The 22,816-nt window shown below is 72.2% G+C and carries 21 protein-coding genes; 10 read left to right on the top strand and 11 right to left on the bottom strand.

All coding sequences use genetic code 11. From position 1 onward, the window contains the following. Positions 1-20 precede the first annotated feature (20 nt). From AB0C02_RS15805 to AB0C02_RS15795, 3 genes are read right to left on the bottom strand one after another with little or no spacing between them, the layout of a single operon-like run. Positions 21-2,480, bottom strand: coding sequence for an ABC transporter permease (locus AB0C02_RS15805; protein ID WP_357548682.1), 2,460 nt, complete (start codon positions 2,478-2,480; stop codon positions 21-23). Further along, a complete protein-coding gene (locus AB0C02_RS15800; protein ID WP_357548681.1) occupies positions 2,477-3,196 on the bottom strand; it encodes an ABC transporter ATP-binding protein in 720 nt (239 codons plus the stop codon). The genes AB0C02_RS15805 and AB0C02_RS15800 overlap by 4 nt, the downstream gene beginning before the upstream one ends. Next, positions 3,193-3,789 carry a PadR family transcriptional regulator gene (locus tag AB0C02_RS15795; protein WP_357548680.1) on the bottom strand — a complete coding sequence of 199 codons (597 nt, stop codon included), beginning with the start codon at positions 3,787-3,789 and terminating at the stop codon, positions 3,193-3,195. The genes AB0C02_RS15800 and AB0C02_RS15795 overlap by 4 nt, the downstream gene beginning before the upstream one ends. A gap of 121 nt (positions 3,790-3,910) precedes the next feature. Here AB0C02_RS15795 and AB0C02_RS15790 point away from each other — a divergent pair, with 121 nt between their 5' ends. After that, positions 3,911-4,231, top strand: coding sequence for an antibiotic biosynthesis monooxygenase (locus tag AB0C02_RS15790; protein WP_357548679.1), 321 nt, complete (start codon positions 3,911-3,913; stop codon positions 4,229-4,231). Between the two features lie 72 nt (positions 4,232-4,303). On the opposite strand, the gene AB0C02_RS15785 is transcribed toward AB0C02_RS15790, so the two are convergent. Both AB0C02_RS15785 and AB0C02_RS15780 read right to left on the bottom strand, forming a co-directional pair. Further along, positions 4,304-4,996, bottom strand: a complete 693-nt coding sequence (locus tag AB0C02_RS15785; protein WP_357548678.1) for a class F sortase — start codon at positions 4,994-4,996, stop codon at positions 4,304-4,306. 31 nt (positions 4,997-5,027) lie between these two features. Further along, entirely contained in the window at positions 5,028-5,657 is a 630-nt protein-coding gene (locus AB0C02_RS15780; protein ID WP_357548677.1) for a hypothetical protein, read from the bottom strand. Between the two features lie 124 nt (positions 5,658-5,781). Between AB0C02_RS15780 and trmB the strand changes: the two genes are divergently transcribed. From trmB to AB0C02_RS15750, 6 genes are all read left to right on the top strand, one after another. After that, positions 5,782-6,486, top strand: coding sequence for a tRNA (guanosine(46)-N7)-methyltransferase TrmB (trmB, locus tag AB0C02_RS15775; RefSeq protein WP_357548676.1), 705 nt, complete (start codon positions 5,782-5,784; stop codon positions 6,484-6,486). A gap of 57 nt (positions 6,487-6,543) precedes the next feature. Then, entirely contained in the window at positions 6,544-9,048 is a 2,505-nt protein-coding gene (locus AB0C02_RS15770; RefSeq protein WP_357548675.1) for a DUF3516 domain-containing protein, read from the top strand. A gap of 45 nt (positions 9,049-9,093) precedes the next feature. Beyond that, entirely contained in the window at positions 9,094-10,104 is a 1,011-nt protein-coding gene (locus AB0C02_RS15765; RefSeq protein ID WP_357548674.1) for a CehA/McbA family metallohydrolase, read from the top strand. 118 nt (positions 10,105-10,222) lie between these two features. Further along, the gene (locus tag AB0C02_RS15760; RefSeq protein WP_357548673.1) at positions 10,223-10,870 is read left to right on the top strand and encodes a hypothetical protein; all 648 of its coding nucleotides are present in this window, start codon (positions 10,223-10,225) and stop codon (positions 10,868-10,870) included. A 166-nt stretch (positions 10,871-11,036) separates the two neighbouring features. Continuing rightward, positions 11,037-11,228, top strand: a complete 192-nt coding sequence (locus AB0C02_RS15755; protein WP_357548672.1) for a hypothetical protein — start codon at positions 11,037-11,039, stop codon at positions 11,226-11,228. A gap of 135 nt (positions 11,229-11,363) precedes the next feature. After that, positions 11,364-11,930: a hypothetical protein gene (locus tag AB0C02_RS15750; RefSeq protein WP_357548671.1), complete on the top strand. Its 567-nt coding sequence runs from the start codon at positions 11,364-11,366 to the stop codon at positions 11,928-11,930. A gap of 117 nt (positions 11,931-12,047) precedes the next feature. Here the strand turns inward: AB0C02_RS15750 and AB0C02_RS15745 are convergent, their stop codons facing one another. The 4 genes from AB0C02_RS15745 to AB0C02_RS15730 are packed head-to-tail and all read right to left on the bottom strand — an operon-like array spanning position 12,048 to position 16,024. Then, on the bottom strand, positions 12,048-12,992 hold the full coding sequence (locus tag AB0C02_RS15745; protein WP_357548670.1) for an iron-siderophore ABC transporter substrate-binding protein: 945 nt from the start codon (positions 12,990-12,992) through the stop codon (positions 12,048-12,050). 35 nt (positions 12,993-13,027) lie between these two features. Then, positions 13,028-13,888 (bottom strand): ABC transporter ATP-binding protein, encoded by an 861-nt coding sequence (locus tag AB0C02_RS15740; protein ID WP_357548773.1) that lies wholly within the window; start codon positions 13,886-13,888, stop codon positions 13,028-13,030. Positions 13,889-13,893: 5 nt separating this feature from the next. After that, positions 13,894-14,940, bottom strand: coding sequence for an iron ABC transporter permease (locus AB0C02_RS15735; RefSeq protein ID WP_357548669.1), 1,047 nt, complete (start codon positions 14,938-14,940; stop codon positions 13,894-13,896). Between the two features lie 37 nt (positions 14,941-14,977). Beyond that, a complete protein-coding gene (locus tag AB0C02_RS15730; RefSeq protein WP_357548668.1) occupies positions 14,978-16,024 on the bottom strand; it encodes an iron ABC transporter permease in 1,047 nt (348 codons plus the stop codon). Between the two features lie 162 nt (positions 16,025-16,186). Here AB0C02_RS15730 and AB0C02_RS15725 point away from each other — a divergent pair, with 162 nt between their 5' ends. Continuing rightward, positions 16,187-16,546, top strand: coding sequence for a YciI family protein (locus AB0C02_RS15725; protein ID WP_357548667.1), 360 nt, complete (start codon positions 16,187-16,189; stop codon positions 16,544-16,546). Here the strand turns inward: AB0C02_RS15725 and AB0C02_RS15720 are convergent, their stop codons facing one another. Then, positions 16,547-17,014: a cytidine deaminase gene (locus tag AB0C02_RS15720; protein ID WP_357548666.1), complete on the bottom strand. Its 468-nt coding sequence runs from the start codon at positions 17,012-17,014 to the stop codon at positions 16,547-16,549. It abuts the gene before it with no gap. Positions 17,015-17,119: 105 nt separating this feature from the next. Here AB0C02_RS15720 and hrpA point away from each other — a divergent pair, with 105 nt between their 5' ends. Further along, a complete protein-coding gene (hrpA, locus tag AB0C02_RS15715; RefSeq protein ID WP_357548665.1) occupies positions 17,120-21,115 on the top strand; it encodes an ATP-dependent RNA helicase HrpA in 3,996 nt (1,331 codons plus the stop codon). Here the strand turns inward: hrpA and AB0C02_RS15710 are convergent, their stop codons facing one another. Beyond that, positions 21,116-22,054 (bottom strand): LysR family transcriptional regulator, encoded by a 939-nt coding sequence (locus AB0C02_RS15710; protein WP_357548772.1) that lies wholly within the window; start codon positions 22,052-22,054, stop codon positions 21,116-21,118. A 77-nt stretch (positions 22,055-22,131) separates the two neighbouring features. Between AB0C02_RS15710 and AB0C02_RS15705 the strand changes: the two genes are divergently transcribed. After that, complete coding sequence (locus AB0C02_RS15705; protein WP_357548771.1) at positions 22,132-22,815, top strand: succinate dehydrogenase cytochrome b subunit; 684 nt, start codon at positions 22,132-22,134, stop codon at positions 22,813-22,815. Position 22,816 lies beyond the last annotated feature (1 nt).

The raw sequence follows: 22,816 nt of genomic DNA, 5'->3' as shown, positions 1-22,816 counted from the left end.
CGGATTCGTGATCGCGCTGTTCACCTGGTGCGTCGGGTGAGTGGAGGGCCGCTGCGGGCGATGATCCCGGCGATGAGCGTGGCGAGTGTCGGCGGAGCGGTGGTGACGAGCAGTAGCGCGGGCCATGGGGTTTGCCAGTGGGTCTCGGTGCTGTGGCCGATGAAGCCGGCCGCGGGTCCGATGCCGGCGAGCAGGCCGAGGAGCGCGCCAGGTCCGACAATGAGCAGGGCTTGGGCCATGGTGATCCTTCGGCGAATCCGGGGGGTGGCACCGACCGCGGCCATGGTGGCGAGATCGCCGCTCAGTTCGGTGGCGGCCAGCGCGACGGCAACGGTGCTGGCGACGAGGGCCACCAGCACGCTGACCCCGGCAAGTAGGTAGAACATGGTGGTGGTTCTGCCGGGGTCTGCCCTGGCTGTCGTCACGGCGGCGGTGATCGGCTCGGCCGGCGGGTGAGCGGCGGTCAGTTGGGCGCGTAGGAGCACGTCGTTGGCGGCGGCGAGCTCTGTCGGGCTCGGGGTCCGATGGGTGTCGACGACCACCGCCCCGGGTGCGACGGCCAGCCCGAGCCGCTGCGCCGTTGCCGCCGTGACGACCATTCCGGGTAGGTTGACGAAGTATTCCCCGTGGGCTGCCAGCACGGCGGGCAGCGGTGCCGCCGGTTGGTCGTTGACCGCCAGCGTGACGTGGTCGCCCGCCATCAGGGTGTCGTTGAACACGATCGCGCCGCCGCCGGCCAGGGTGGCCAGCTCTGTGGTGGTGGCGGCCCGGCCGGTGACCACTCGGATCGTCTCAGCCCCGCCGACGGCGACGTCCCGCTGCTCGATGCCGGCAAGCGTGGCGGGATCGCTGCGTCCGTCGGGCAGGTTTCCGACCGGTACTCCGACGTTGGTGGCGTTGGTCAGCACGACGACGTCGCGGGTCGGAAGGGCCGAGGCAAGGCGATGGAGGCCGTCTTGGCCGAGCAGGTCGGCGGTTTCGGCGGGTAGCAGAACCTGGCCCGGACGGGCATCGAGCCGGGTCGGGGTGGTGTCGCCGCGGGCTGCTCCGACCAGGGCCAGGGCGGCGCTGCCGGCGATCGCCGCGGTGACGGCGGCCATCGCTGCCGAGCTGCGCAGGCGGTGCCGCGCCGCGTGCCGCAACGCCAGCCGGCCGGACAGCGGCAGCGCGGCAGCGAGCCTCCCGGCGGCCCGGACGAGCGCTGGCGTGCAGGCCACCACACCGAGCAGTTGGGCCACCGCGCCGAGGGCCAGCGCATCCGGTCGCCCCTCGGGGTTTGCGGACCACAGGAGCAACCCGGTGCCGACAGCAAGGAGAACCCCGCCGCCGCCCAGGCTGAGCAGGTCGGTCCGGGAACGGGTCCGCTGGCCGCCGAGATCGACGCGGACGGGCCGCCGTCCGGTCGTACGCGCCGGCAACCACGCTGCCAGCGCCCCGGCCGCCACCGTCAAGGCCGCAACTCCCACCACCGGCCACACCGGTACGGACACATCAATCAGTGGATGGTCGGCGATCAGCTCGATCGCCGGCCTGGCCGATGCGAAAGTCACCAGTCCCAGGCCCGCTCCCGCAGCCGCCGCGCCGCCACCCAGCAGCAGCCCCCCGGCGAGGACGATCCGGCGTATCTGCCGGGGGGTGGCGCCCGCCGCGGCGACCAGAGCCAGTTCCCGCCGCTGCCGACGGGCGCCCACCATGAACGCCGCCCCGGACAGGAGCACCACCTGCGTCCCGGCGAAGCTGGCCACCAACAGGGCCGCAGCTACCTCGACCGCCCGGTCGGCGGCGGTCGGTTCCATCGCGCGACGGTCGCGAAAGCCCAGGCGGCCCGTAACCGTGCCCGGGTCCGGTGACCAGCCCTGTCCGGGGGGAAGCTCCACCATCAGCTTGGGCCGCGCGCCCGGCGACAGCGGAGCCTCGGTCGGCACGAGCAGCCCAGCCTGCCGCAGTGACCGGCTCCAGTCCACCACTGCGACCACGGTGAGCCGGCGCTGCGGCATCCCGGCCTCGATCTGGCTCCCCAGGCCGACGCCGAGTTCTTCCGCCAGTGGCCGGGTCACCGCCACCTCCGCCGTTCCGTGTGGTGCGCGGCCGGCCCGCACCACGTACCGGCCCCGGTTGAGCGGGTCGGTGAGGTCGGTCGCCTCGTACTCACGCGCCCGCAACGCGGTCGGACCTTGGACCACCGTACGGCCCTGGGCCAGGGGCGCGGTCCGGCTGCCCGCCGGCAGCGTGGCGCGCACCGCCGCCAGGTCGTCGGCCTCGACGATCAGGTCGGCTCGCCCCATTCCGAAGGTGATCTCCTGAGCGGAGGTGCCGCTCAGATTCGCCCAGCTCACCACCAGCACGGTGGCGGCGAAGGCGGGCAGGAAGAGCATGAGCAGGACCAGCCCGCTACGCCCACGGTGACGCCACGTCGACCGGCGGGCGATCCGCAGCGCGGTACGCCAGGAACCAAGGAACTCGCGGGCTGCCGGGCTCACGAGGAACGTCCCAGCAACTGCTCCGGGGTTTCCCGGGTCGTGGCGTCGACCAGCCGGCCGTCCCGCAGAAAGATCGTCCGGTCGGCCCAGCCGGCGTATCGCGGCTCGTGCGTGACGAGAACCCCGGCTGCTCCCGCGTCGATCCTGGCCCGCAGCACCTCAAGCACCGCCAGACTCGTTCGCGAGTCCAACGCCCCGGTCGGCTCATCGGCCAGCACCAGCCCCCGTTGCCCCACCAAGGCCCGGGCAATCGCAATCCGCTGCTGCTGCCCGCCGGACAGCTGGTCAGGGAAACGGTCCGCCACGCCGCTCAGGCCCACCTCCGCGAGCGCCACGACAGCCTCCCGTCGCGCCCGGCCGGCGCCGACGCCCGCCAACTCGCGTGGCAGCGCCACGTTCTCGGCCGCGGTGAGGTCCGTGACCAGGTTGTAGTCCTGAAAGACATAGCCGATCCGGTCCCGCCGCAACCGCGCCAACGCGGTCGCGTCGAGGCCGCCAAGCTCGACCCCCTCGACCTGCACCGACCCCGAGGTCGGCACGTCGAGCCCGCCGGCCAGCGCCAGAAGGGTCGACTTACCGGAACCGGACGGGCCCATCACGGCGACGAGCTCACCCTGATTCACCTCGAAGCTGACCTCGTGGAGGGCGCGGACCACGCCCTCCGCCCCGGGGTAGACCCGGCTGACCCCGGTGAAGGACAACACCGCCCGGCTCACTGGGACACCGTCCCGGCCGGCTCACTGTCCAGACCCGCCGACGCCGAGCGCGATCCCCCGGTTTGCCGGGTGCGTCGCCGTAGGACCGTCGCCTCCACGTGGTCCAGCCAGCGCATCTCACCCTCCAAGCCGAAGATCAGATGGTCGAGGAGAAGCAGCCAACCGACGTCGCCGTCCGGATCGGCCCGACGCCGCAACCGCGTGTAGTCCCGCAGCTGTCGCATCGACTCCGTCCGCTGTGCCTGCACGACGGTGGCAACGTCTACCTCGGGATCGGCCGCCGCCATGGCGAGTTTGATCGCCAGCTCGCTGCGTGGCCGGTCCGCGTCCGTGACCGGGGTGGCGAACCAGCCGGCCAACGCCTCCCGCCCCTGAGATGTGATCGCGTAGACCTCACGCCCGCCGTCGTTGCTGCCGACCGGCGCCACGTAACCGTCCCGGGCAAGCCGGTCCAACGTGGTGTAGACCTGCCCCACGTTGAGGGCCCACGTCCCGCCGGTCCGCACGTCGAACTCGGTCCTCAGTTGATAGCCGTACTTCGGGCCGTCAGCGAACAACGCCAACAGCCCCCACCGCACCGCGTTCCTCTGCACGGCAGGCAACTTACCAAGTAACTACTTTCTCAGTAAGTACCTTCCAAGGGGTATCGCCAATCCAGTCATCGCCGTCAGCGAGCGGGCATGCACGGCCCGGACGGCTGGTTAGGGTGAGGTCATGGCAGTCGTGAAGATCAACGCGATCGACGTCCCGCCGGGTGCCGGCGAGGAGCTGGAGAAGCGGTTCGCCGCCCGGGCCGGGGCGGTGGAGAACTCGCCGGGCTTCCTCGGCTTCGAGCTGCTTCGCCCGATCGCTGGCGAGACCCGCTACTTCGTCTATACAAAGTGGGAGTCTGAGGAGGCCTACCAGGCTTGGGCGCAGGGGCCGTCCCGCGCGGCGCACGCCGGCGGCGCGGGCGGCGAGCCGCGTAAGCCGGTCGCCACCGGGGCCACGCTGCTGGAGTTCGAGGTGATCCAGCAGGTCCCAGGCAAGGGCTGATCTGCTCCTGAATCTTGGAGACTTGTCGTTCGCTGCGAACGACAAGTTTCCAAGATCGCCGAAGCCGCCGTGTCAGGGGGCGGCGGGGGTGGTGGTCAGGGAGGCGAAGGCGATGACGTTGTCCTGGTAGCCGGTTCGGCCGCCAATCCACTCGCCGCCGCAGGTGATCAGGCGCAGCCCGGGCGGGCCGTCGTCGCCGTACACCCGGTCGGCCGGGAACTTGGCCTTGTCGAAGTACTCGACGGTGTCGACGGTGAAGGCCACGACGGTCTGGTCCGCCCGGGTCACCTCGATCCGGTCCCCCGGCTTCAGTTCCCGCAGCCGGTAGAAGACCGCCGGACCGCTCTTGGTGTCCACGTGTCCCACGATGATCGCCCGGCCCGGTTCGCCGGGGACCGGGCCGAGGTCGTACCAGCCGGTCTGGTCGTGCTGGCTCAGCGGCGGAACGTCCACCGAGCCGTCCTTGGCCTGGCCGACCGGGGTGATCGGCGCGGACACGTTGATCGCCGGCACGGAGAGGCGCACCGGGCGGCTCGCCGGCTGCCGAACCCGGGCCGGGTCGGACGTGTCGGACGTCGATCCGGCAATGCCGGACGTCAACCCAGTGGTGCCGGACGTCGATCCGGTCGTGTCCACCCAGTCGAAGGGCCCGGCGGTCCGGCCCAGCCCGGCCCCGGTGGCGAAGACCCCCACCAGCACCAGCACCACGGCGAGCGGCACCGACCAGGGGCGACGCCCCGGGGCACGGGTCGTTCGGGCGGGCACTCGTGGGACGGGTGGGGCGGCCATGGCGGGCTCAGCGGCGGGCGACGCCACGGGCGGTACGGGACCGACGCGCCGCCGCCACGCCGACCACGGCACCTACCACCGTCAGTGCCAGCCCGAACGGCACCAGAAGCTTGCCGGAGCCGGTCCGGGCGGTCCCGCCGAAGCCGGTCGCCGGCCCGCGGCTGGGCTTCTCCACTCTTTTGACGACCTGGAGCATCGTCGAGGCGGTCTGCCCGCTCGGGCACTCCAGCTTGACCCGATAGTTGCCGGGGCGAGCGCGCTCGTTGACCATCGGCGAGGCGGTGAGCAGCCCGTGCTGCGGCTGCACCTGGACCCGACCGAAGGCGTCGGAGATCACGATCGCCGGCACCGAGTTGTCCCGGCAACTGGCCCGGATTCCGACGAGGAAGCCGGCTTCCACCGTGCTCGGGGTGACCTCGACGAAGATCAGGTCGACGGGGCGCTGGCCATCATCCGGTGGCCCGTGATCCGTCGAGCCGTGATCCGACCGGCCCTGATCCGACCGGCCATCGTCCGCCGAGCCGGCTCCGGGCGGTGGGGCGCCGGTCGGGCCGGCCAGGGCCGGTGCCGCCGCGAGCAGCGGGACGGCGCATGTGGCGGCTGCGATCAGCAGCGCGACGCGACGCGTGACTGACACCCCTGCCCCCTCCCGGGCCCCGGCGGTGTCGGGCGGTATGCCACCCGTCCTGCCGTACGGCTGCCTACCCTCGGTCGTACATCACATCCATCTCGCGGCGACGGTCGCGTACGCTCGGGTCGCTGTGACCACCACCGACCAGAACGCCGCGCCGCCGGCCCATGCCGCCCGCATCCGCACCTTCCATCCGCGTCGCGGCCGGATGACCGACCGGCAGCGCGAGGCGCTGACCCGGCTCTGGCCCGCGTACGGCCTGGAGATCGCCGACCTCGACGGGCCGTGCGATCCGTCGGCGCTGTTCGGGCGGCGGGCCCCGCTGGTGCTGGAGATCGGTTCCGGTATGGGCGATGCCACCGCCGAAATGGCGGCGGCCGACCCAGATCGACACTATCTGGCGGTAGAGGTGCATACGCCCGGAATCGCCAACCTGCTCGCGTTAGCCGACCGGGGCGGGCTGACCAACGTCCGGGTTGCCAAGGGCGACGCGTTGGACCTGGTGCGGACGATGCCGGAGGGATCGCTGGACGCGGTGCACGTGTTCTTCCCCGACCCGTGGCCGAAGTCCCGCCACCACAAGCGCCGGATCATCCAGCCGACCCACGTGGCGCTGCTGCGCTCGCGGCTGGCCCCCGGCGGGACGCTGCACTGCGCCACCGACTGGGCCGAGTACGCCGAATCGATGCGGGAGACGCTGACCGCCGACCCGGAGCTGATCGACGTGCACGGCGGGTACGCGCCCCGCCCCGCGCACCGCCCGGTGACCAAGTTCGAGCGCCGCGCCCTCATCGCCGGCCGCGACATCTTCGACCTCGTCCACCGTCGCCGCTGAACGGAAAGGGCACCCGGCTGGCGCACAGGGCCATGATCCAGGCACCATGGACGCGCTATGACCCTCACCGCCGCGCTACCTAAGAGCGCCGACCCCGACACCCTCTACGAGACGTTCGCCGGCTGGGCGTCCGAGCGCGGCCTCGACCTCTACCCCCATCAGGAGGAGGCGGTCATCGAGATCGTCTCCGGGGCGAACGTGATCATGAACACGCCGACCGGCTCCGGCAAGAGCCTGGTCGCCATCGCCGCACACTTCGCCGCCCTGGCCGACAACCGCACCACCTTCTACACCGCGCCGATCAAGGCCCTCGTCTCGGAGAAGTTCTTCGCGCTCTGCGAGGTCTTCGGCGCGGAGAACGTCGGCATGCTCACCGGCGACGCCAGCGTCAACGCCGACGCCCCGATCATCTGCTGCACCGCCGAGATCCTGGCCAACCTCGCGTTGCGCGAGGGCGCCCGGGCCGACGTCGGCCAGGTGATCATGGACGAGTTCCACTTCTACGCCGAGCCGGACCGGGGCTGGGCCTGGCAGGTGCCGCTGATCGAGCTGCCGCAGGCGCAGTTCATCCTGATGTCCGCCACGCTCGGCGACACCACCCGCTTCGTCGACGACCTGACCCGGCGTACCGGTCGGCCGACCGCCGTCGTCCGCTCGGCCGAGCGGCCGGTCCCGCTCCTCTTCTCGTACGCGATGACCCCGCTGCACGAGACCCTCGAGGAGCTGCTGGAGACCAAGCAGGCCCCGGTGTACGTGGTGCACTTCACCCAGGCCGCCGCGCTGGAACGCGCCCAGGCGCTGATGAGCGTCAACGTCTGCACCCGGGCCGAGAAGGACCTGATCGCGCAGGCGATCGGCAACTTCCGCTTCACCTCCGGCTTCGGCAAGACCCTGTCCCGGCTGGTACGGCACGGCATCGGCGTGCACCACGCCGGCATGCTGCCCAAGTACCGCCGCCTGGTGGAGACCCTCGCCCAGGCCGGGCTGCTCAAGGTCATCTGCGGCACCGACACCCTCGGCGTCGGCATCAACGTGCCGATCCGCACCGTGCTCTTCACCGGCCTCAGCAAGTACGACGGCATCCGCACCCGGCTGCTCAAGGCCCGCGAGTTCCACCAGATCGCCGGCCGGGCCGGGCGGGCCGGCTTCGACACCCTCGGCCGGGTCGTCGTGCAGGCCCCCGAGCACGTCATCGATAACGAGAAGGCCCTCGCCAAGGCCGGCGACGACCCGAAGAAGCGCCGCAAGGTGGTACGGAAGAAGCCGCCGGAGGGCTCGATCGGCTGGGGCAGGCCGACCTTCGACCGGCTCATCGAGGCCGAACCGGAACCGCTGACCTCCAGCTTCCAGGTCAGCCACTCGATGCTGCTCAACGTCATCGGCCGACCCGGCGACGCGTTCGCCTCGATGCGTCACCTGCTCACCGACAACCACGAGGACCGGGCCGCCCAGCGGCGGCACATCCGCCGGGCCATCGCCATCTACCGGGCGCTGCGGGCCGGCGGCGTGGTCGAGGAGCTGCCCGAGCCGGACGAGCAGGGCCGCCGGGTCCGGCTCACCGTCGACCTCCAGCTCGACTTCGCGCTCAACCAACCGCTGTCGCCGCTCGCCCTGGCCACCGTCGAGCTGCTCGACCGGGAGTCCCCGGCGTACGCCCTCGACGTACTGAGCGTGATCGAGTCGATCCTCGACGACCCGCGCCAGGTGCTCTCCGCGCAGCAGTTCAAGGCCCGCGGCGAGGCGGTCGCCGCGATGAAGGCCGAGGGCATCGAGTACGAGGCCCGCCTCGAACTGCTCGACGAGGTGACCTGGCCCAAGCCCCTCGCGGAGCTGCTGGAGGGCGCGTACGAGATGTACCGGCAGGGCCACCCGTGGGTCGCCGACCACCAGCTCTCCCCCAAGTCGGTGGTCCGCGACATGTACGAGCGGGCCATGACCTTCCCCGAGTACGTGCAGTTCTACGGCCTGTCCCGGTCGGAGGGGCTGGTGCTGCGCTATCTCGCGGACGCGTACAAGACGCTGCGGCAGACCGTCCCCGGGGACGCCAAGACCGAGGAACTGGTCGACCTGATCGAGTGGCTGGGCGAGCTGGTCCGCCAGGTCGACTCCAGCCTGATCGACGAGTGGGAGCGGTTGCGTAACCCGTCCGACGTCGAGGAGGTCGCCGCGTCGCTGGACGACCGGCCGCCCGCGGTCACCCGCAACGCCCGGGCGTTCCGGGTGCTGGTCCGCAACGCGCTGTTCCGCCGGGTCGAGCTGGCCGCCCTGCGCCGCTGGGACGAGCTGGGCGAGTTGGACGCGGAGCACGGCTGGAACGCGGACGCGTGGGCGGACGCGCTGGAGCCGTACTTCGAGGCGTACGACTCGATCGGGGTCGGGCCGGACGCCCGCGGGCCGGCGCTGCTCATGATCGAGCAGGGCCGGGACCGGTGGACCGTACGCCAGATCCTCGACGACCCGGAGGGCGACCACGACTGGGGCATCAGCGCCGAGGTCGACCTCGCGGCCTCCGACGAGGTCGGCGCGGCGGTCATCCGGATCATCGACGTCGGGCAGCTGTAGTACGCGGGGCAGCGCCGCTCCGGGCCGTTTCGGTAGCGTGCCGGGATGGTCACGGACGACGCTGTCCCCGCGCCGGAGTTGCCACCGAGGCGGGTGGCCGGCCGAGGGCCCGGCTGGTACCGCGGCGACTGCCACGTGCACTCGTTGCGTTCGGTCGGCGGGGAGCTGACGCCGGGGCAGCTCACGTCGGCCGCCCGCGCGGCGGGCCTGGACTTCCTCGCCGTCACCGAGCACAACACCTGCGACACCCACGCCGACTGGGGTCGGCCGGCCGGCGACGACCTGCTGGTGGTCCTCGGCCAGGAGGTCGTCACCCGCACCGGGCACTGGCTGGCGCTCGGCATCCCCGCCGGGCAGGTGGTCGAGTGGCGGTACGGCATCCGCGACGACCTGATCGAGCGGCAGCTGGACCAGGTCCACCGCGCCGGCGGGGTGTGTGTCGCGGCCCACCCCCAGGCGCCCTACCCCTCCGGCGTCTTCATGTACCCGTACCAGGGGTTCGACGTCGTGGAGGTGTGGAACGGACAGTGGCGCTCGGACCTGCCGTGGAACGCCGACAACGAGGCGGCGCTGGCCGAATGGGGCCGGACCCTGGCCTTCGACATCCACCGAGGGCGGTGGCGACCGGCGATGGGCAACAGCGACACGCACCTCGCGGGCCAGCTCGGCGTACCGCACACCGTCGTGCGCGCCGAGGAGCTGAGCGTGGACGCGGTCCTCGCCGGCATCCGCGCCGGCCGGAGTTGGATCGCCGGCTCGGTCGAGATCGAGCTCTCGCTGACCGTCTCCGCCGGTGACCGCAGCGCCGGGATCGGTGAGCGGCTGGCGACCGAGGACGAGCCGGCCGTGGTCCGGGTCGACGTACGGGGTGTCCCCGGCGGCACCGTCAGCTTCCACACCGACCGGGGCACCACGCATCGCGAGTCCCCGACCGGCACCGGTCCGGCGGCCGTGACCTGGCAGACCAGCGCGGCGGAATCGCTGTTCGTCCGGGTCGAGGTACGCCATCCCGGCGGGCACATGGCGGCCCTCACCAACCCGGTGATCCTCTCCTGAGGATTTCTTCCGGGGGCCGTCCGTAATGCCCGGGCGGCCCCTTTCGCATCCTGGGCGATGTCAGTCCTGTCGATTAGAATGTGTGTACTAATCGAGCTGCTGACCTGGGAGGTTGCTCGTGACCGCGCCCGCCTCCACCGCCCCTGTCACCCCCTACGCCACCCTGCTCGGTTTCACCCGGTACGTCGACCGCACCGGGCCGACCAAGGCCACCTTCGTCGGCGGCCTGCGCAAGCAGCGGGCGAGCCGGCACGGCTTCAACCCGCACGGCCAGTTCGTCAAGGCCCTCAAGGCCGACGTCGCCTTCCACACCGGCGGCACCCACCTGGCCCAGGTCGCCGACCTGGTCAAGCCCCGCTGGCGCCCGCTCTACGAGGCGCTCGTGCCCGGCGCGACCGCCTGGCTGCACTCCATCGGCGAGCCGGCCGGCGTCGACCTGGCGCAGACCCGGGACGCCCTGGTCATGCTGGGCGACCTCCCCGTCAAGATCAACCCACACTTCGGCATCCGGTACGCCGACGGTCGCGCCGAGGCGATCCGCCTGCACTTCGACGAGACCCCGCCGAGCGAGGAGGCCACCCTGGCCACCCTGCACCTGATGGCCCGGCACATGGACGCGGTCCTGCCGCACGCCGAGCCGGTCCTGGTCGACGTCCGACGCGGCCAGTCCCACCGCATGCCCACCACGGCCCGACCCGAGCAGGTCGAGCAGTGGCTGGCGGGCGAGGCCGCCGCCTTCCGCGCCATCTGGTCCACCGCCGCCTAACGCCCCACCCGATGCAAGATTCGCGCAACTTCGGCGAAGATGCTGCCTCGACTCGGCATGAGGCAACACCTGCGCTGAAGTTGCGCGAATCTTGTCCGGTCGCGGGTGCGGGGCAGGTTATCCACAGGGGGTGGTGAGAAGTAGAGCGGTCGGTGAGGGTGGGTGAATGCCTGTTCCTCCTCGACGACCGGCTCAGTTGCGGGGGCGTGTCTTCCGGGGCTCACACGTCGTGGCCCGGGGCGTGCTGACCCGCACCGAGCTGCGCAGCAGCGCGTGGCGCCCCGTGTTCAAGGATGTCTACGCGGATGCCCGACTGGCGATCTCGCATCGGACCCGGTGCGCCGCAGCCGCCCGGTGACTGCTTCCCCCCGAGGCGGCGATCGCTGGTCGGAGCGCGGCGGCTCTCTTCGGCGTCGGCACGGTTGGCGCCGGCGAACCCATCGACGTTCTGGTCCCGGCCGCACAGCGCTTCGGGCCGGTCGCCAGCCTCACCGTGCACACCGGGGAGACGACCGAGGAGGACGTGCTGACGCGGGCGGACTGCCGGGTCACCACGCCGCTGTGCACGAGTTGGGACCTGGCACAGTGGCTCCCGGTCGAGGAAGCAGTCGCGGTGGTCGACGGGCTGCTGCGACAACGCCTCGTCAGCGCCGACGAACTCCGGAACCTCGCGCACGCGCGGCTCGGCTCCCGAGGATGGAAACGCGTGCTACGCGTCGCCGGCCTGGCCGACGGCGGAGCAGAGTCGCCGCAGGAGTCCCGGCTACGGGTCCGGCTGGTGTTGGCCGGCCTTCCGACACCCGTCACCCAGTACGTGGTGGAACGCGATGGCCGATTCGTCGCCCGGCTCGACCTCGCCTGGCCCGAATGGAAGATCGCCGTCGAGTACGACGGCCTGTGGCATCACGACCCGGACCAGTTCCACCGCGACCGCCAGCGCCTCAACCGGCTGATCGGCGAGGACTGGCTCGTCCTCCACCTGACCGCGAAACGCTTCAAGGAAGACTTTCCGGCCTTTCTCGCGGAGGTCCGCCGAGCCATCCGCGCCCGGGCCCGCTGACCGCCGAATGTTTTCGAGATCCGCACAACTTCGGGGCAACTGCTGCCTCCTCGTCGATCGAGGCAGCAGTTGCCCTGAAGTTGTGCGGATCTCGCGTGAGGTGGGGTGGGGCGGCGCTCAGGCGGAGAGGTACTTCTCCAGGTCGTCGAGGATCTTGTTGGCGGCGGTGACGCCGATGCCGGTCATCCACGTCTCGTCCGACACCACGTGAGCCTTGCCGGCCTTGACCGCGGAGAGGCCCTGCCAGAGGCTGCCCGCAGTGACATTCCCCTGCTCGGCGGCGGCCGTCTCGCCGTACGCGGTCACGAAGATGACGTCGCCGTCCACCTCGTTGACCCGCTCCGGGCTGACCTGCTCGAAGCGCCGCTCCTTCTTGCCGTCGAGGCGCTGCCGGACGGGGCGACCCAGCCCGGTGTCGCCGACGACGATGCCCGAGAACGACTCCGGGCCGTACACCCGGATGTTGCCGGGCATGAAGCGCACGATGGAGATCTCGCGGGCGGCCGCGTCGCCGAGCGAAGCGCCGAACTCCTTCGCCCGCTTTTCGTAGCTGGCGAGCAGGTCGCGAGCCTGCTGCTCCCTGCCCAGGGCCTGGCCGTCGAGGAGGAAGTTCTCCTTCCAGGTGACGCCCACCTTCTCGGTGAAGACGGTCGGCGCGATGGCGGACAACTCGTCGTAGAACTTCTCCTGGCGGAACTTGCTGCCGAGGATCAGGTCGGGCTGGAGCGCGTTGATCGTCTCCAGGTCGGGCTCGGTGAGCACCCCGACCTCCTTGATCCCGGCGAGCTGCTCGGCGCCGAAGTAGGTGGGCCAGCTCCTCGCCTCGCCGGCGGTCGCCGCGCCGACGGGCGTGACGCCGAGCGAGAGCGCCGTGTCGATCTTGTCGGTGTCGAGCACCACCACGCGCTTCGGCTCGACGGGCACCCTGGTGGTGCCCATCGCGTGGGTGATCTCCCGGGTCTGGCCGGTGGCCGTACCCGGGGCGGGGTCGCTCTTCCCGCAGGCGGTGAGGCCGACGCCGAGGGCGAGGGCCGCGGTGAGAGCGGCGGCGAGACGACGCATCAGGGTCCTTTCATGCGGTACGGGTCGACGGGCGCTCAGGCGTCGCCGACGGAGGAGCCGGCCGGAGCCGGCACAGCGGCCGGGCTGGCGACCGGCACAGCGGCCGGCACGGCGGCCGTGGGCTGGGCGAGGGCGGGCACCACCAGCGGGGCGCCGGTGACCGGGCAGGGCACGACCAGGCAGTCGAGCCCGAAGACCTCCCGGACCAGGTCGGCGGTGAGGATCTCGCGCGGCGGCCCGGCCGCGACCACCGCGCCGGCGCGCATGGCGACCAGGTGGTCGGCGTACCGGGCGGCCTGGTTGAGGTCGTGCAGCACGGCGACCACGGTCCGGCCCCGCTCGGCGCGCAGCCGGTGCAGCAGGTCCAGCACCTCCACCTGGTGGGCGAGGTCGAGGAAGGTGGTCGGCTCGTCCAGCAGCAGCGCCTCGGTGTCCTGGGCCAGGGTCATCGCGATCCAGACCCGCTGCCGCTGCCCGCCGGAGAGGGTGTCCACCGGCCGGTCGGCGAGCCCGGCGACGTCGGCGAGCGTCATGGCCTGCTCCACGGCCCGACCGTCCTCCGTCGACCACTGCCGCCACCAGCGCTGGTACGGCTGCCGGCCCCGACCGACCAGGTCCGCGACGGTGATCCCCTCGGGCACGAGCGGGCTCTGCGGCAGCACGCCCAGGCGACGGGCCACGTCGCGGGTGGGCAGTTCCCGGATCACCGCGCCGTCGAGCAGTACGCTGCCGCGACGCGGGGTGAGCAGCCGGGCCATGGTGCGCAGCAGGGTGGACTTGCCGCAGGCGTTCGGGCCGACGATGACGGTGAACGCGTCGGCGGGCAGGTCGAGGTCGAGCCCGTCCAGGACCGTCCGGCCTTCGTAGCCGACGACCAGGTCGCGGGTGGACAGCATCGCGGTCACGACCGCCTCCCTCGGGTGCGCAGCAGCAGGAACATCAGGTACGGCCCGCCGATCGCCGCGGTGAGCACACCGGCCGGAAGCTGGACGGGGGCGAAGAGGCGACGGCCGGCGAGGTCGGCCAGCACCAGCAGCAGCGCCCCGAGCAGCGCGGCGCACAGCATCGGCGGCCGTTCCGCCCGGACCAGCCGGCGGGCCACCTGCGGGGCGACCAGGGCGACGAAGTCCACCGCGCCGACCTGGGCGGTGACCATGGCGGCGATCAGGACGCCGGTGGCGGCCAGCCCGATCCGCCGGGCGACGGGCCGCAGCCCGATTCCTCGGGCGGTGTCGTCGTCCAGCGCGGTGTTGTGCAGCGCCCAACCCGCCCAGGCGAGCACGGGTAGCAGCACGACGAGGGTGGCCCCGATCCAGGCGGCCTCGGTCCAGCCCCTGCCGGCCAGGGTGCCGATCAGCCACAGCTGGGCGCGCAGCCCGTCGATCGGGTCGGCGGCGAGCATCACCACCTCGATGAGCGCGCGGAACGCGAACGCCACCGCCACTCCGGCGAGGACGAAGCGTTGTGCCGCCAGCCCGTGCCGGGCCCCCAGGGCGAACACCAGGGCCGCCGCGACCAGGCCGCCGAGCAGCGCGGCGGGCGCGACCAGGATCGCGGCGGCGCCGCCGGTGAGGGCCAGCGTCGCGGCCAGCCCGGCGCCCTGGGTGACGCCGATGACGTCGGGGCTCGCGAGAGGATTGCGGGCGACGCTCTGGATCAGCGTGCCGGCCACGCCGAAAGCGGCCCCGGCCAGCGCCGCGAGCACCACGCGGGGCAGTCGCAGGTGCAGCACCACGAGGTCGTACGGGGTGCCGGCGCCGGAGAGCGCGCGCAGCACGTCGGCCGGGGCGACGTACGGGGTGCCGAGCGAGAGGCTGAGCACGACGGCACCGGCGAGCAGCAGGACCAGCGTGGCGGCCACGAGCACCGGGCGGCGGCGGACCTGCAGGGTCACCGGCCCGACCCGCAGCAGCGACCGCCCGGGCAGGGCCAGGTTCGGCGCGCTCATCGGGCCGCCTTCAGGGCATCACGGACGTGGCGGGGCGTCATGCGGTCACCACCCGGGCACGACGGACCAGGAAGGCGAGCAGGGGGGCACCGATCAGCGCGGTGACGATGCCGGCCGGGACTTCGCCGGGCGGGGCGACGAGCCGGCCGACGATGTCGGCGCCGAGCAGCAGGGCCGGCCCGAGCAGCCCGGCGACCAGCAGGGTCCACCGGTGGTCGGCGCCGACCAGGGACCGGGCCAGGTGCGGCACGGCCAGGCCGACGAAGGCGATCGGTCCGGCGGCGGCGACGGCGGCGCCGGTGAGCAGCACGCCGGCGATGCCGGCCCCGAGGCGTACCAGGGCGATCCGGTGCCCCAGGCCGCGGGCGACGTCGTCGCCGAGGGCGAGCGCGTCGAGGCCACGGGCGACCAGGGCGGCCAGGGCCACCCCGGCGAGGACGAACGGGAGCACCCGCCCGGCGACGCCGACGTCCCGGCCGGTGAGGCCGCCGACCACCCAGAACCGGTACTCCTCGAAGGTGCGCGCGTCGATGCTGAGCAGCGCGTACACGATGGCGCCGAGACTGGCGTCGAGGGCCGCGCCGACCAGCGCGAGGGTGACCGGGCTGGCGCCGTCGCGGGTGCGGTTGGCGACGGTGAAGACCAGCAGACCGGCCAGGAGCGCGCCGGCGACGCCGAACCAGACGTACCCGGTGAGGGTGCTGACGCCGAAGACGGCGATGGCCAGCACCACGCCGACGGACGCGCCGGCGCTGACGCCGAGGATGCGCGGCTCGGCGAGGGGGTTGCGGGTGACGGCCTGGAAGAGCACCCCGGCGACGGCCAGGGCGAGCCCGACGACCAGCCCCAGGGCGGTACGCGGCATCCGCAACTCGCGGACGATCGTGCTGGCGTCCCCGCCGTCCGGGGCGGTGAGCGCGCCCCACACCGCGTCGACGGGGAGCGGGCGGCTGCCGAGCGCCAGGCTGGCCAGCAGCGCGACGGTGAGCAGGAGCGCCGCCGCCAGGGTGACCGCGAGGCGGCGTCGGACGCCTCGACGGCTGGGGGTGCCGGCCTGGGCGGGCCGCACGGCGACGGTGGTCACGAAACTCCCGCCCCTTTCAGATTAGGTTCGCCTTACCTTAACTAGGCAGGTTAGGCGACCCTAACCTGGGGTCGGCGGCGCCGCATACGTCGTACGCGGCGGCACCGGCACGCCCTGCACGGCTAGCCCCTTTTCGAGCGGTTTGCCCCCTACGCTGAGGGCATGCGATTCGACCAGCACACCGTCGTCCTCCTGGTGCGCCCCGACAACCCACCGAAGTTGCCCCGGGACGCGGCCGACCGGCTGCGGGACACGCATCTGGCCCACCAGGCCGGGCTGGTGGAGCAGGGGGCGCTGCTGGCCGCCGGCCCGTTCCTCGGCGGCGACGACGCGCGGATCCGCGGCTTCGCCGTGCTGTCGGTGGATCCGCAGCTGGCCCGCGAGCTCTACGCCAACGACCCGGCCGTGAGCGCCGGACAGTTGGTCGCCCGGGTGATGAGTTGGCAGGTGCCGGAGGGCGTGCTCCGGTTCGAATCGGTCCCGGTGCCCACGTCCATGCTGGAGATGGCGGCCGGAGACTGACTACTCCTCCGCGGCCTCCCGGCTGCCCGGCACCGCCGGCATCGGCCACACCCCGGTACGCGGCACGGCCGGCGTCTCCACCTGGTGGTCCGACCAGACGTACGTCTCGGGCAGCAGGTCGGCGACCGGGACCGCGCGCAGCGCGTCCATCGGGCCGACGATCACCCTGATCGACGGGTAGTAGTCGAGGAGCACCTGCCGGCAGCGACCGCACGGCGGGAGGACGCCCCGGCCTCGGTCCCCCACCGCGACGATGGTCTCCAGGTCGCCGGCGCCCTGGGTGGCCGCGGCCCCGATCGCCACCACCTCGGCGCACGGGCCGCCGGTGAAGTGGTAGACGTTCACGCCGGTGAACACCCGGCCGTCGGTGGTTCGCGCGGCGGCGGCGACGGTGTGGTTGTCGCTGCGGCAGCGCAGCTTCGCGACGGCCGTGGCGGCCTGCACCAGTGCCCGATCGGTGTCCCGCATGATCATCACGTCCCGTTGTCGACCTCGGCGGCCACTCTCGTCGGGCGTGGACCGGCGGTAACCCCGGCGCGCTCCGACGCGCGGCTGCCTATCCTAGGCGACGACATGCAGAATCCAGCCGTACCCGCCGCGCCCGAGACCGTCCGCGACCTGCACCGCCGCCTCTCCCCCCTGATGTTCCGCGACCAGCGGCGCCTCCAGCGGCGCCTGGACGGGGTCCGGAAGCTGCGCGACCCGCAGCGGCGCGAGTCGGCGCTCGCCGAGATCGCGGCCGAGGTGGCCCAGGCCGAGGCGCGCCTGGCGAGCCGGCGGGCCGCGCTGCCGACGATCACCTACCCAGCGCAGCTGCCGGTGAGCGAGCGCAAGGACGACATCGCCGCCGCCATCCGCGATCACCAGGTGGTGATCGTGGCCGGCGAGACCGGCTCCGGCAAGACCACCCAGCTGCCCAAGATCTGCCTGGAGCTGGGCCGCGGGATCAACGGGCTGATCGGCCACACCCAGCCCCGCCGGCTCGCCGCGCGTACGGTGGCGGACCGGATCGCGCAGGAGCTCGGCACCGAGCTGGGCGGCGTGGTCGGCTACAAGGTCCGCTTCACCGACCAGGTCGGCGAGCAGAGCCTGGTCAAGCTGATGACCGACGGCATCCTGCTGGCCGAGTTGCAGAACGACCGGATGCTGCGCCAGTACGACACGTTGATCATCGACGAGGCGCACGAGCGCAGCCTCAACATCGACTTCATCCTGGGCTACCTCAGGCAGCTCCTGCCCCGCCGACCCGACCTCAAGGTGATCATCACTTCGGCGACCATCGAGACCGACCGGTTCGCGAAGCACTTCGCCGACGCCGACGGCAACCCCGCGCCGATCGTCGAGGTGTCCGGGCGGACGTATCCGGTCGAGGTGCGTTACCGGCCGCTGGTCGAGGTCACCGAGGCCGAGGAGGAGGACGAGGCCGACGAGGAGAACGTCCGCGACCAGATCCAGGCCATCGGCGACGCGGTCGAGGAGTTGGCCGCCGAGGGACCGGGCGACATCCTGGTCTTCCTCAGCGGCGAGCGCGAGATCCGGGACACCGCGGAGGCGCTCGGCAAGCTGGTGCAGAAGAAGCGGTCCCTGCTGGGCACCGAGATCCTGCCGCTGTACGCCCGGCTGTCCACCGCCGAGCAGCACCGGGTGTTCGCCCCGCACGCCGGGCGTCGGGTGGTGCTCGCCACCAACGTCGCGGAGACCTCGCTGACCGTCCCCGGCATCAAGTACGTGGTGGACCCGGGCACGGCCAGGATCTCCCGCTACTCCAGCCGGCTCAAGGTGCAGCGGCTTCCCATCGAGCCGGTCTCCCAGGCAAGCGCCAACCAGCGCAAGGGACGCTGTGGGCGTACCTCGGACGGCATCTGCATCCGCCTCTACGACGAGGAGGACTTCGCCTCCCGCCCCGAGTTCACCGACCCGGAGATCCTGCGCACCAACCTCGCCTCGGTCATCCTGCAGATGACCTCGATCGGGCTCGGTGACATCGCCGCGTTCCCGTTCATCGACCCGCCGGACCGGCGCAACATCACCGACGGGGTCAACCTGCTGCACGAGTTGGGCGCATTCGACCCGGCCGAGACCGACCCGGCGAAGCGGCTCACCCCGCTGGGCCGGCGGCTGGCCCAGCTCCCGGTCGATCCCCGGCTGGCCCGGATGGTCCTTGAGGGCGAGCGCAACGGCTGCGCCACCGAGGTCGTGGTGATCGCTGCCGCGCTCTCCATCCAGGACCCGCGCGAGCGACCCGCCGACAAGCAGGCCCAGGCCGACCAGGCGCACGCCCGGTTCGCCGACAAGGAGTCGGACTTCGTCGCGTACCTCAACCTGTGGCGGTATCTGCGCGAGCAGCAGCGCGCCCTGTCCTCCAGCGCGTTCCGCCGGATGTGCAAGGCGGAATACCTCAACTACCTGCGGGTACGCGAGTGGCAGGACATCGTCAGCCAGTTGCGCCAGGTGCTGCGTACGACGGAGAAGGGTGACGATCGGCGCGGCGCCGGGGCGGACCTGCCGGAGGAGATCGACACCCCGAAGGTGCACCAGTCGCTGCTGCCCGGCCTGCTTTCCCACCTCGGGCTGAAGGACGCCCAGAAGCACGAGTACCTGGGCGCGCGGGGGGCGAAGTTCGGGATCTTCCCCGGCTCGGCGCTGTTCAAGAAGCCGCCGCGCTGGGTGATGGCCGCCGAACTGGTGGAGACCTCCCGGCTCTGGGGCCGGGTCGCCGGCCGGGTCGAGCCCGAGTGGGTCGAGCCGCTCGCCCAGCACCTGGTCAAGCGCAGCTACAGCGAGCCGCACTGGGAGAAGAAGCAGGCGGCGGTGATGGCGTACGAGAAGGTGACCCTGTACGGCATCCCGATCGTCACCTCCCGCAAGGTCAACTTCGGGCGGATCGACCCGGCGCTCTCCCGCGAGCTGTTCATCCGGCACGCCCTGGTCGAGGGCGACTGGCAGACCCACCACCAGTTCTGGCGAGACAACCAGCGGCTGCTCGCCGAGATCGAGGAGCTGGAGAACCGGGCTCGGCGGCGGGACATCCTGGTCGACGACGAGACGATCTTCGAGTTCTACGACCAGCGGATCCCCGCCGACGTGGTCTCCGGCCGGCACTTCGACACCTGGTGGAAGACGACCCGCCGGGAGCGGCCGGATCTGCTCACCTTCACCCGCGACCTGCTGATCAACTCGGGTCGCGGCGGGGTGGCCGAGGGCGACTACCCGGACGAGTGGCGCACCGAGGCGGTCACGCTGCCGCTGACGTACACCTTCGACCCGGGCACCCCGACCGACGGCGTCACGGTGGACATCCCGCTGCCGCTGCTGAACCAGGTGCCGGCGGAGAGCTTCGACTGGCAGGTGCCCGGGCTACGCGAGGAGTTGGTCATCGCGCTGATCCGGTCGCTGCCCAAGGCGATCCGGCGCAACTTCGTCCCGGTGCCCGACTACGCGCGGGCGGCCCTGGCCGCGATCACCCCCGGGGAGGAGCCGCTGCTGGACGGGCTCGCCCGGCAGCTGCGCCGGATGACCGGGGTGACCGTGCCGCCGGACGCCTGGGACCTGGCCAAGCTCCCGCCGCACCTGCGGGTCACCTTCCGGGTGCTGGGCGAGGACGACAAGCCGGTCGCCGAGGGCAAGGACCTGCCGGCCCTGCAACGCCAACTCCGCCAGGAGGTACGCCAGGTCGTCGCCGCCGCCGCGCCCGACGTCGCCCGGACAGGCCTCCGTGAGTGGAGCATCGACGATCTTCCTCGCACCATCGAGCAGGTCCGCGCCGGATACGCGGTGACCGCGTACCCGGCGCTGGTCGACGAGGGCGCCACGGTCGGGGTGAAGGTGTTCGACTCCCCGGCCGAGCAGGAGGCCGCGCACTGGGCGGGCACCCGGCGGCTGCTCCGGCTGATCCTGCCGTCCCCGGCGAAGTTCCTCCAGGGGCGCCTCTCCAACGAGGCCAAGCTGGCGCTGTCGCGCAACCCGCACGGCGGGGTGCAGGCGCTGATCGAGGACGCGACCGGCGCGGCGATCGACCGGCTGATGGCCGACGCGGGCGGCCCGGCCTGGGACGCCGAGGGTTTCGCCGCGCTGCGCGACAAGGTCCGCGCCGACCTGGTCGACACATCGGTCGAGGTGATGGGCCGGGTCCGGCAGGTGCTCGCCGCCGCGTACGCGGTGGAGCAGCGGCTCGGCGCGACGAAGAACCTGGCCGTGGTGGCCGCCCTGGCCGACATCCGCAACCAGCTCGGCGGCCTGGTGCACAAGGGCTTCATCACCGAGGCCGGGTACGCCCGGCTGCCCGACCTGCTGCGCTACCTCACCGCGATCGAGCGCCGGCTGGACCGGCTGCCCGGGAACCCGCAGCGGGACAAACAGCAGCAGGACCGGATCGCCGTGGTGCAGCGGGAGTACCAGGACCTGCTGAACGCCCTACCGCCCGCGAAGCGGCAGTCGACGGCGGTCCGGCAGCTCCGCTGGATGATCGAGGAGCTGCGGGTGAACGTCTTCGCCCAGGCGCTCGGCACCCCGTATCCGGTCTCCGAGCAGCGCATCTACCGGGCGATGGACGAGGCCGAGGGGCGTTAGTCACGGCAGGGGTTCCACCCCGGGCGGGAGCTCGTTGCCGAAGGTGGCGTCGTGGACGTACTCCAGCAGGATGCGGCGCAGCTCACGGCCGGCGTGGGTGGGCACCACGTCGCGGCGGCGGGCCACCGCGATGGTGCGCCGTACGCCGGGCCGGGCGAGCCGGGTGACCCGGATGCCGGCCCGGCGGGCCACCGCGATGCCCGGCACCAGCGCGACGCCGAGCCCCGCCTCGACGAAGCTGAGCACGGCGTCCATCTCCCCGCCGTCCACCGACAGCCGCGGCTCGAAGCCGGCCTCCCGGCACGCGTGGAGGGTGGCGTCGCGCAGGTCGTAGCCCTCGCGGAACATGACGAGGGGCTGGTCGCGCAGGTCGGTGATGCGTATCTCGCCGCCCTCGGAGGCGACGGGCAGCGGGTCGACCGAGGCGACCACCAGGCTCTCCCGCAGGATCGGGTCGGCGCGCAGCCCCGGGTCGGTGCCGCCGGCCGGCATGATGATCAGGGCCAGGTCGAGGTCGCCGCGGAGCAGGTCGCGGACCAGGTCCTGGGAGCCGCCCTCCTCCACCCGTAGGTCGACGGTGGGGTGCGCGTCGCGGAACCGGCGTAGCACCGGGGGCGCGAGCGAGGTGGCCAGGCTGGGCGTGGCGCCGAGCCGCACCCGGCCGCGGCGCAGCCCGACCAGTTCCTGCACCTCTCGGGTGGCGGTGTCGACGTCGGCGAGGATCCGCTTGGCCAGGGGCAACAGCACCTCGCCCGCCGCGGTGAGGGTGATGTTGCCCCTTACCCGCTCGAACAACGGGGCCCCGAGGTCGGTCTCCAAGGCGTGAATTTGCTTACTCAACGAGGGCTGGGTGATGCCCACCAGGTCAGCGGCTTGGGTGAAATGTCGTACTTCTGCGACCGCGACGAAGTACCGGAGCTGGTGGAGCTGCATCTCAATAGCTTACGGCTATCAAGACTGCGGGGTCGATGCATTGGACGACTGATCGAACTGCTCCTAGCGTCGGTCACGTGGTAATCACGAAAACTCGGTCGCCCATCCGCTCGAACATCGGCCTGAAGGCCGTCATGGCGGTGACGGGCATTCTCCTTGTGCTGTTCCTGATCCTGCACATGCTCGGCAACCTGAAGGTGTTCACGGGGGAGACCTCGTTCGACCACTACGCGGCCTGGCTGCGCGACCTCGGCAAGCCGCTGCTGCCCTCGACCTGGTTCCTGTGGATCCAGCGGACCGTGCTGACCGTGGCCGTGCTCGGCCACATCGGGGCCGCCACCGCCCTGGCGATGCGCGCCCGCGCCGCCCGCCCGGTGCCGTACGCGCACCGCCGCAAGATCCACGTGAACTACGCGGCCCGCACGATGCGCTGGGGTGGGGTGATCATCCTGCTCTTCGTGATCTACCACATCCTGGACCTGACCACCGGTCACCTGAACCCGAAGGGCGACCCGAGCAACCCGTACGGCAACGTGGTCGCCGACTTCGCCCCGGAGCGCTGGTACGTCACCCTCTTCTACGTCCTGGCCCTCGTCATGCTCGGCTTCCACCTGCGGCACGGCGCGTTCAGCGCGTTCCGCAGCCTCGGCCAGCAGACCCCGAAGGGCGAGCGCCGGGCCCGGACCGCCGCGCTGGTCTTCGCCGTCGTGCTGGTCGGCGGCTACCTGGTGGTTCCGTTCGCCGTACTCACCGGATTGGTGTCCTGAC

The sequence above is a fragment of the Micromonospora sp. NPDC048999 genome (assembly GCF_040649295.1).
GTDB lineage: Bacteria > Actinomycetota > Actinomycetes > Mycobacteriales > Micromonosporaceae > Micromonospora.
Note: the sequence above shows the minus strand (reverse complement) of the source record. Positions and strands in the feature narration are given on the sequence as shown.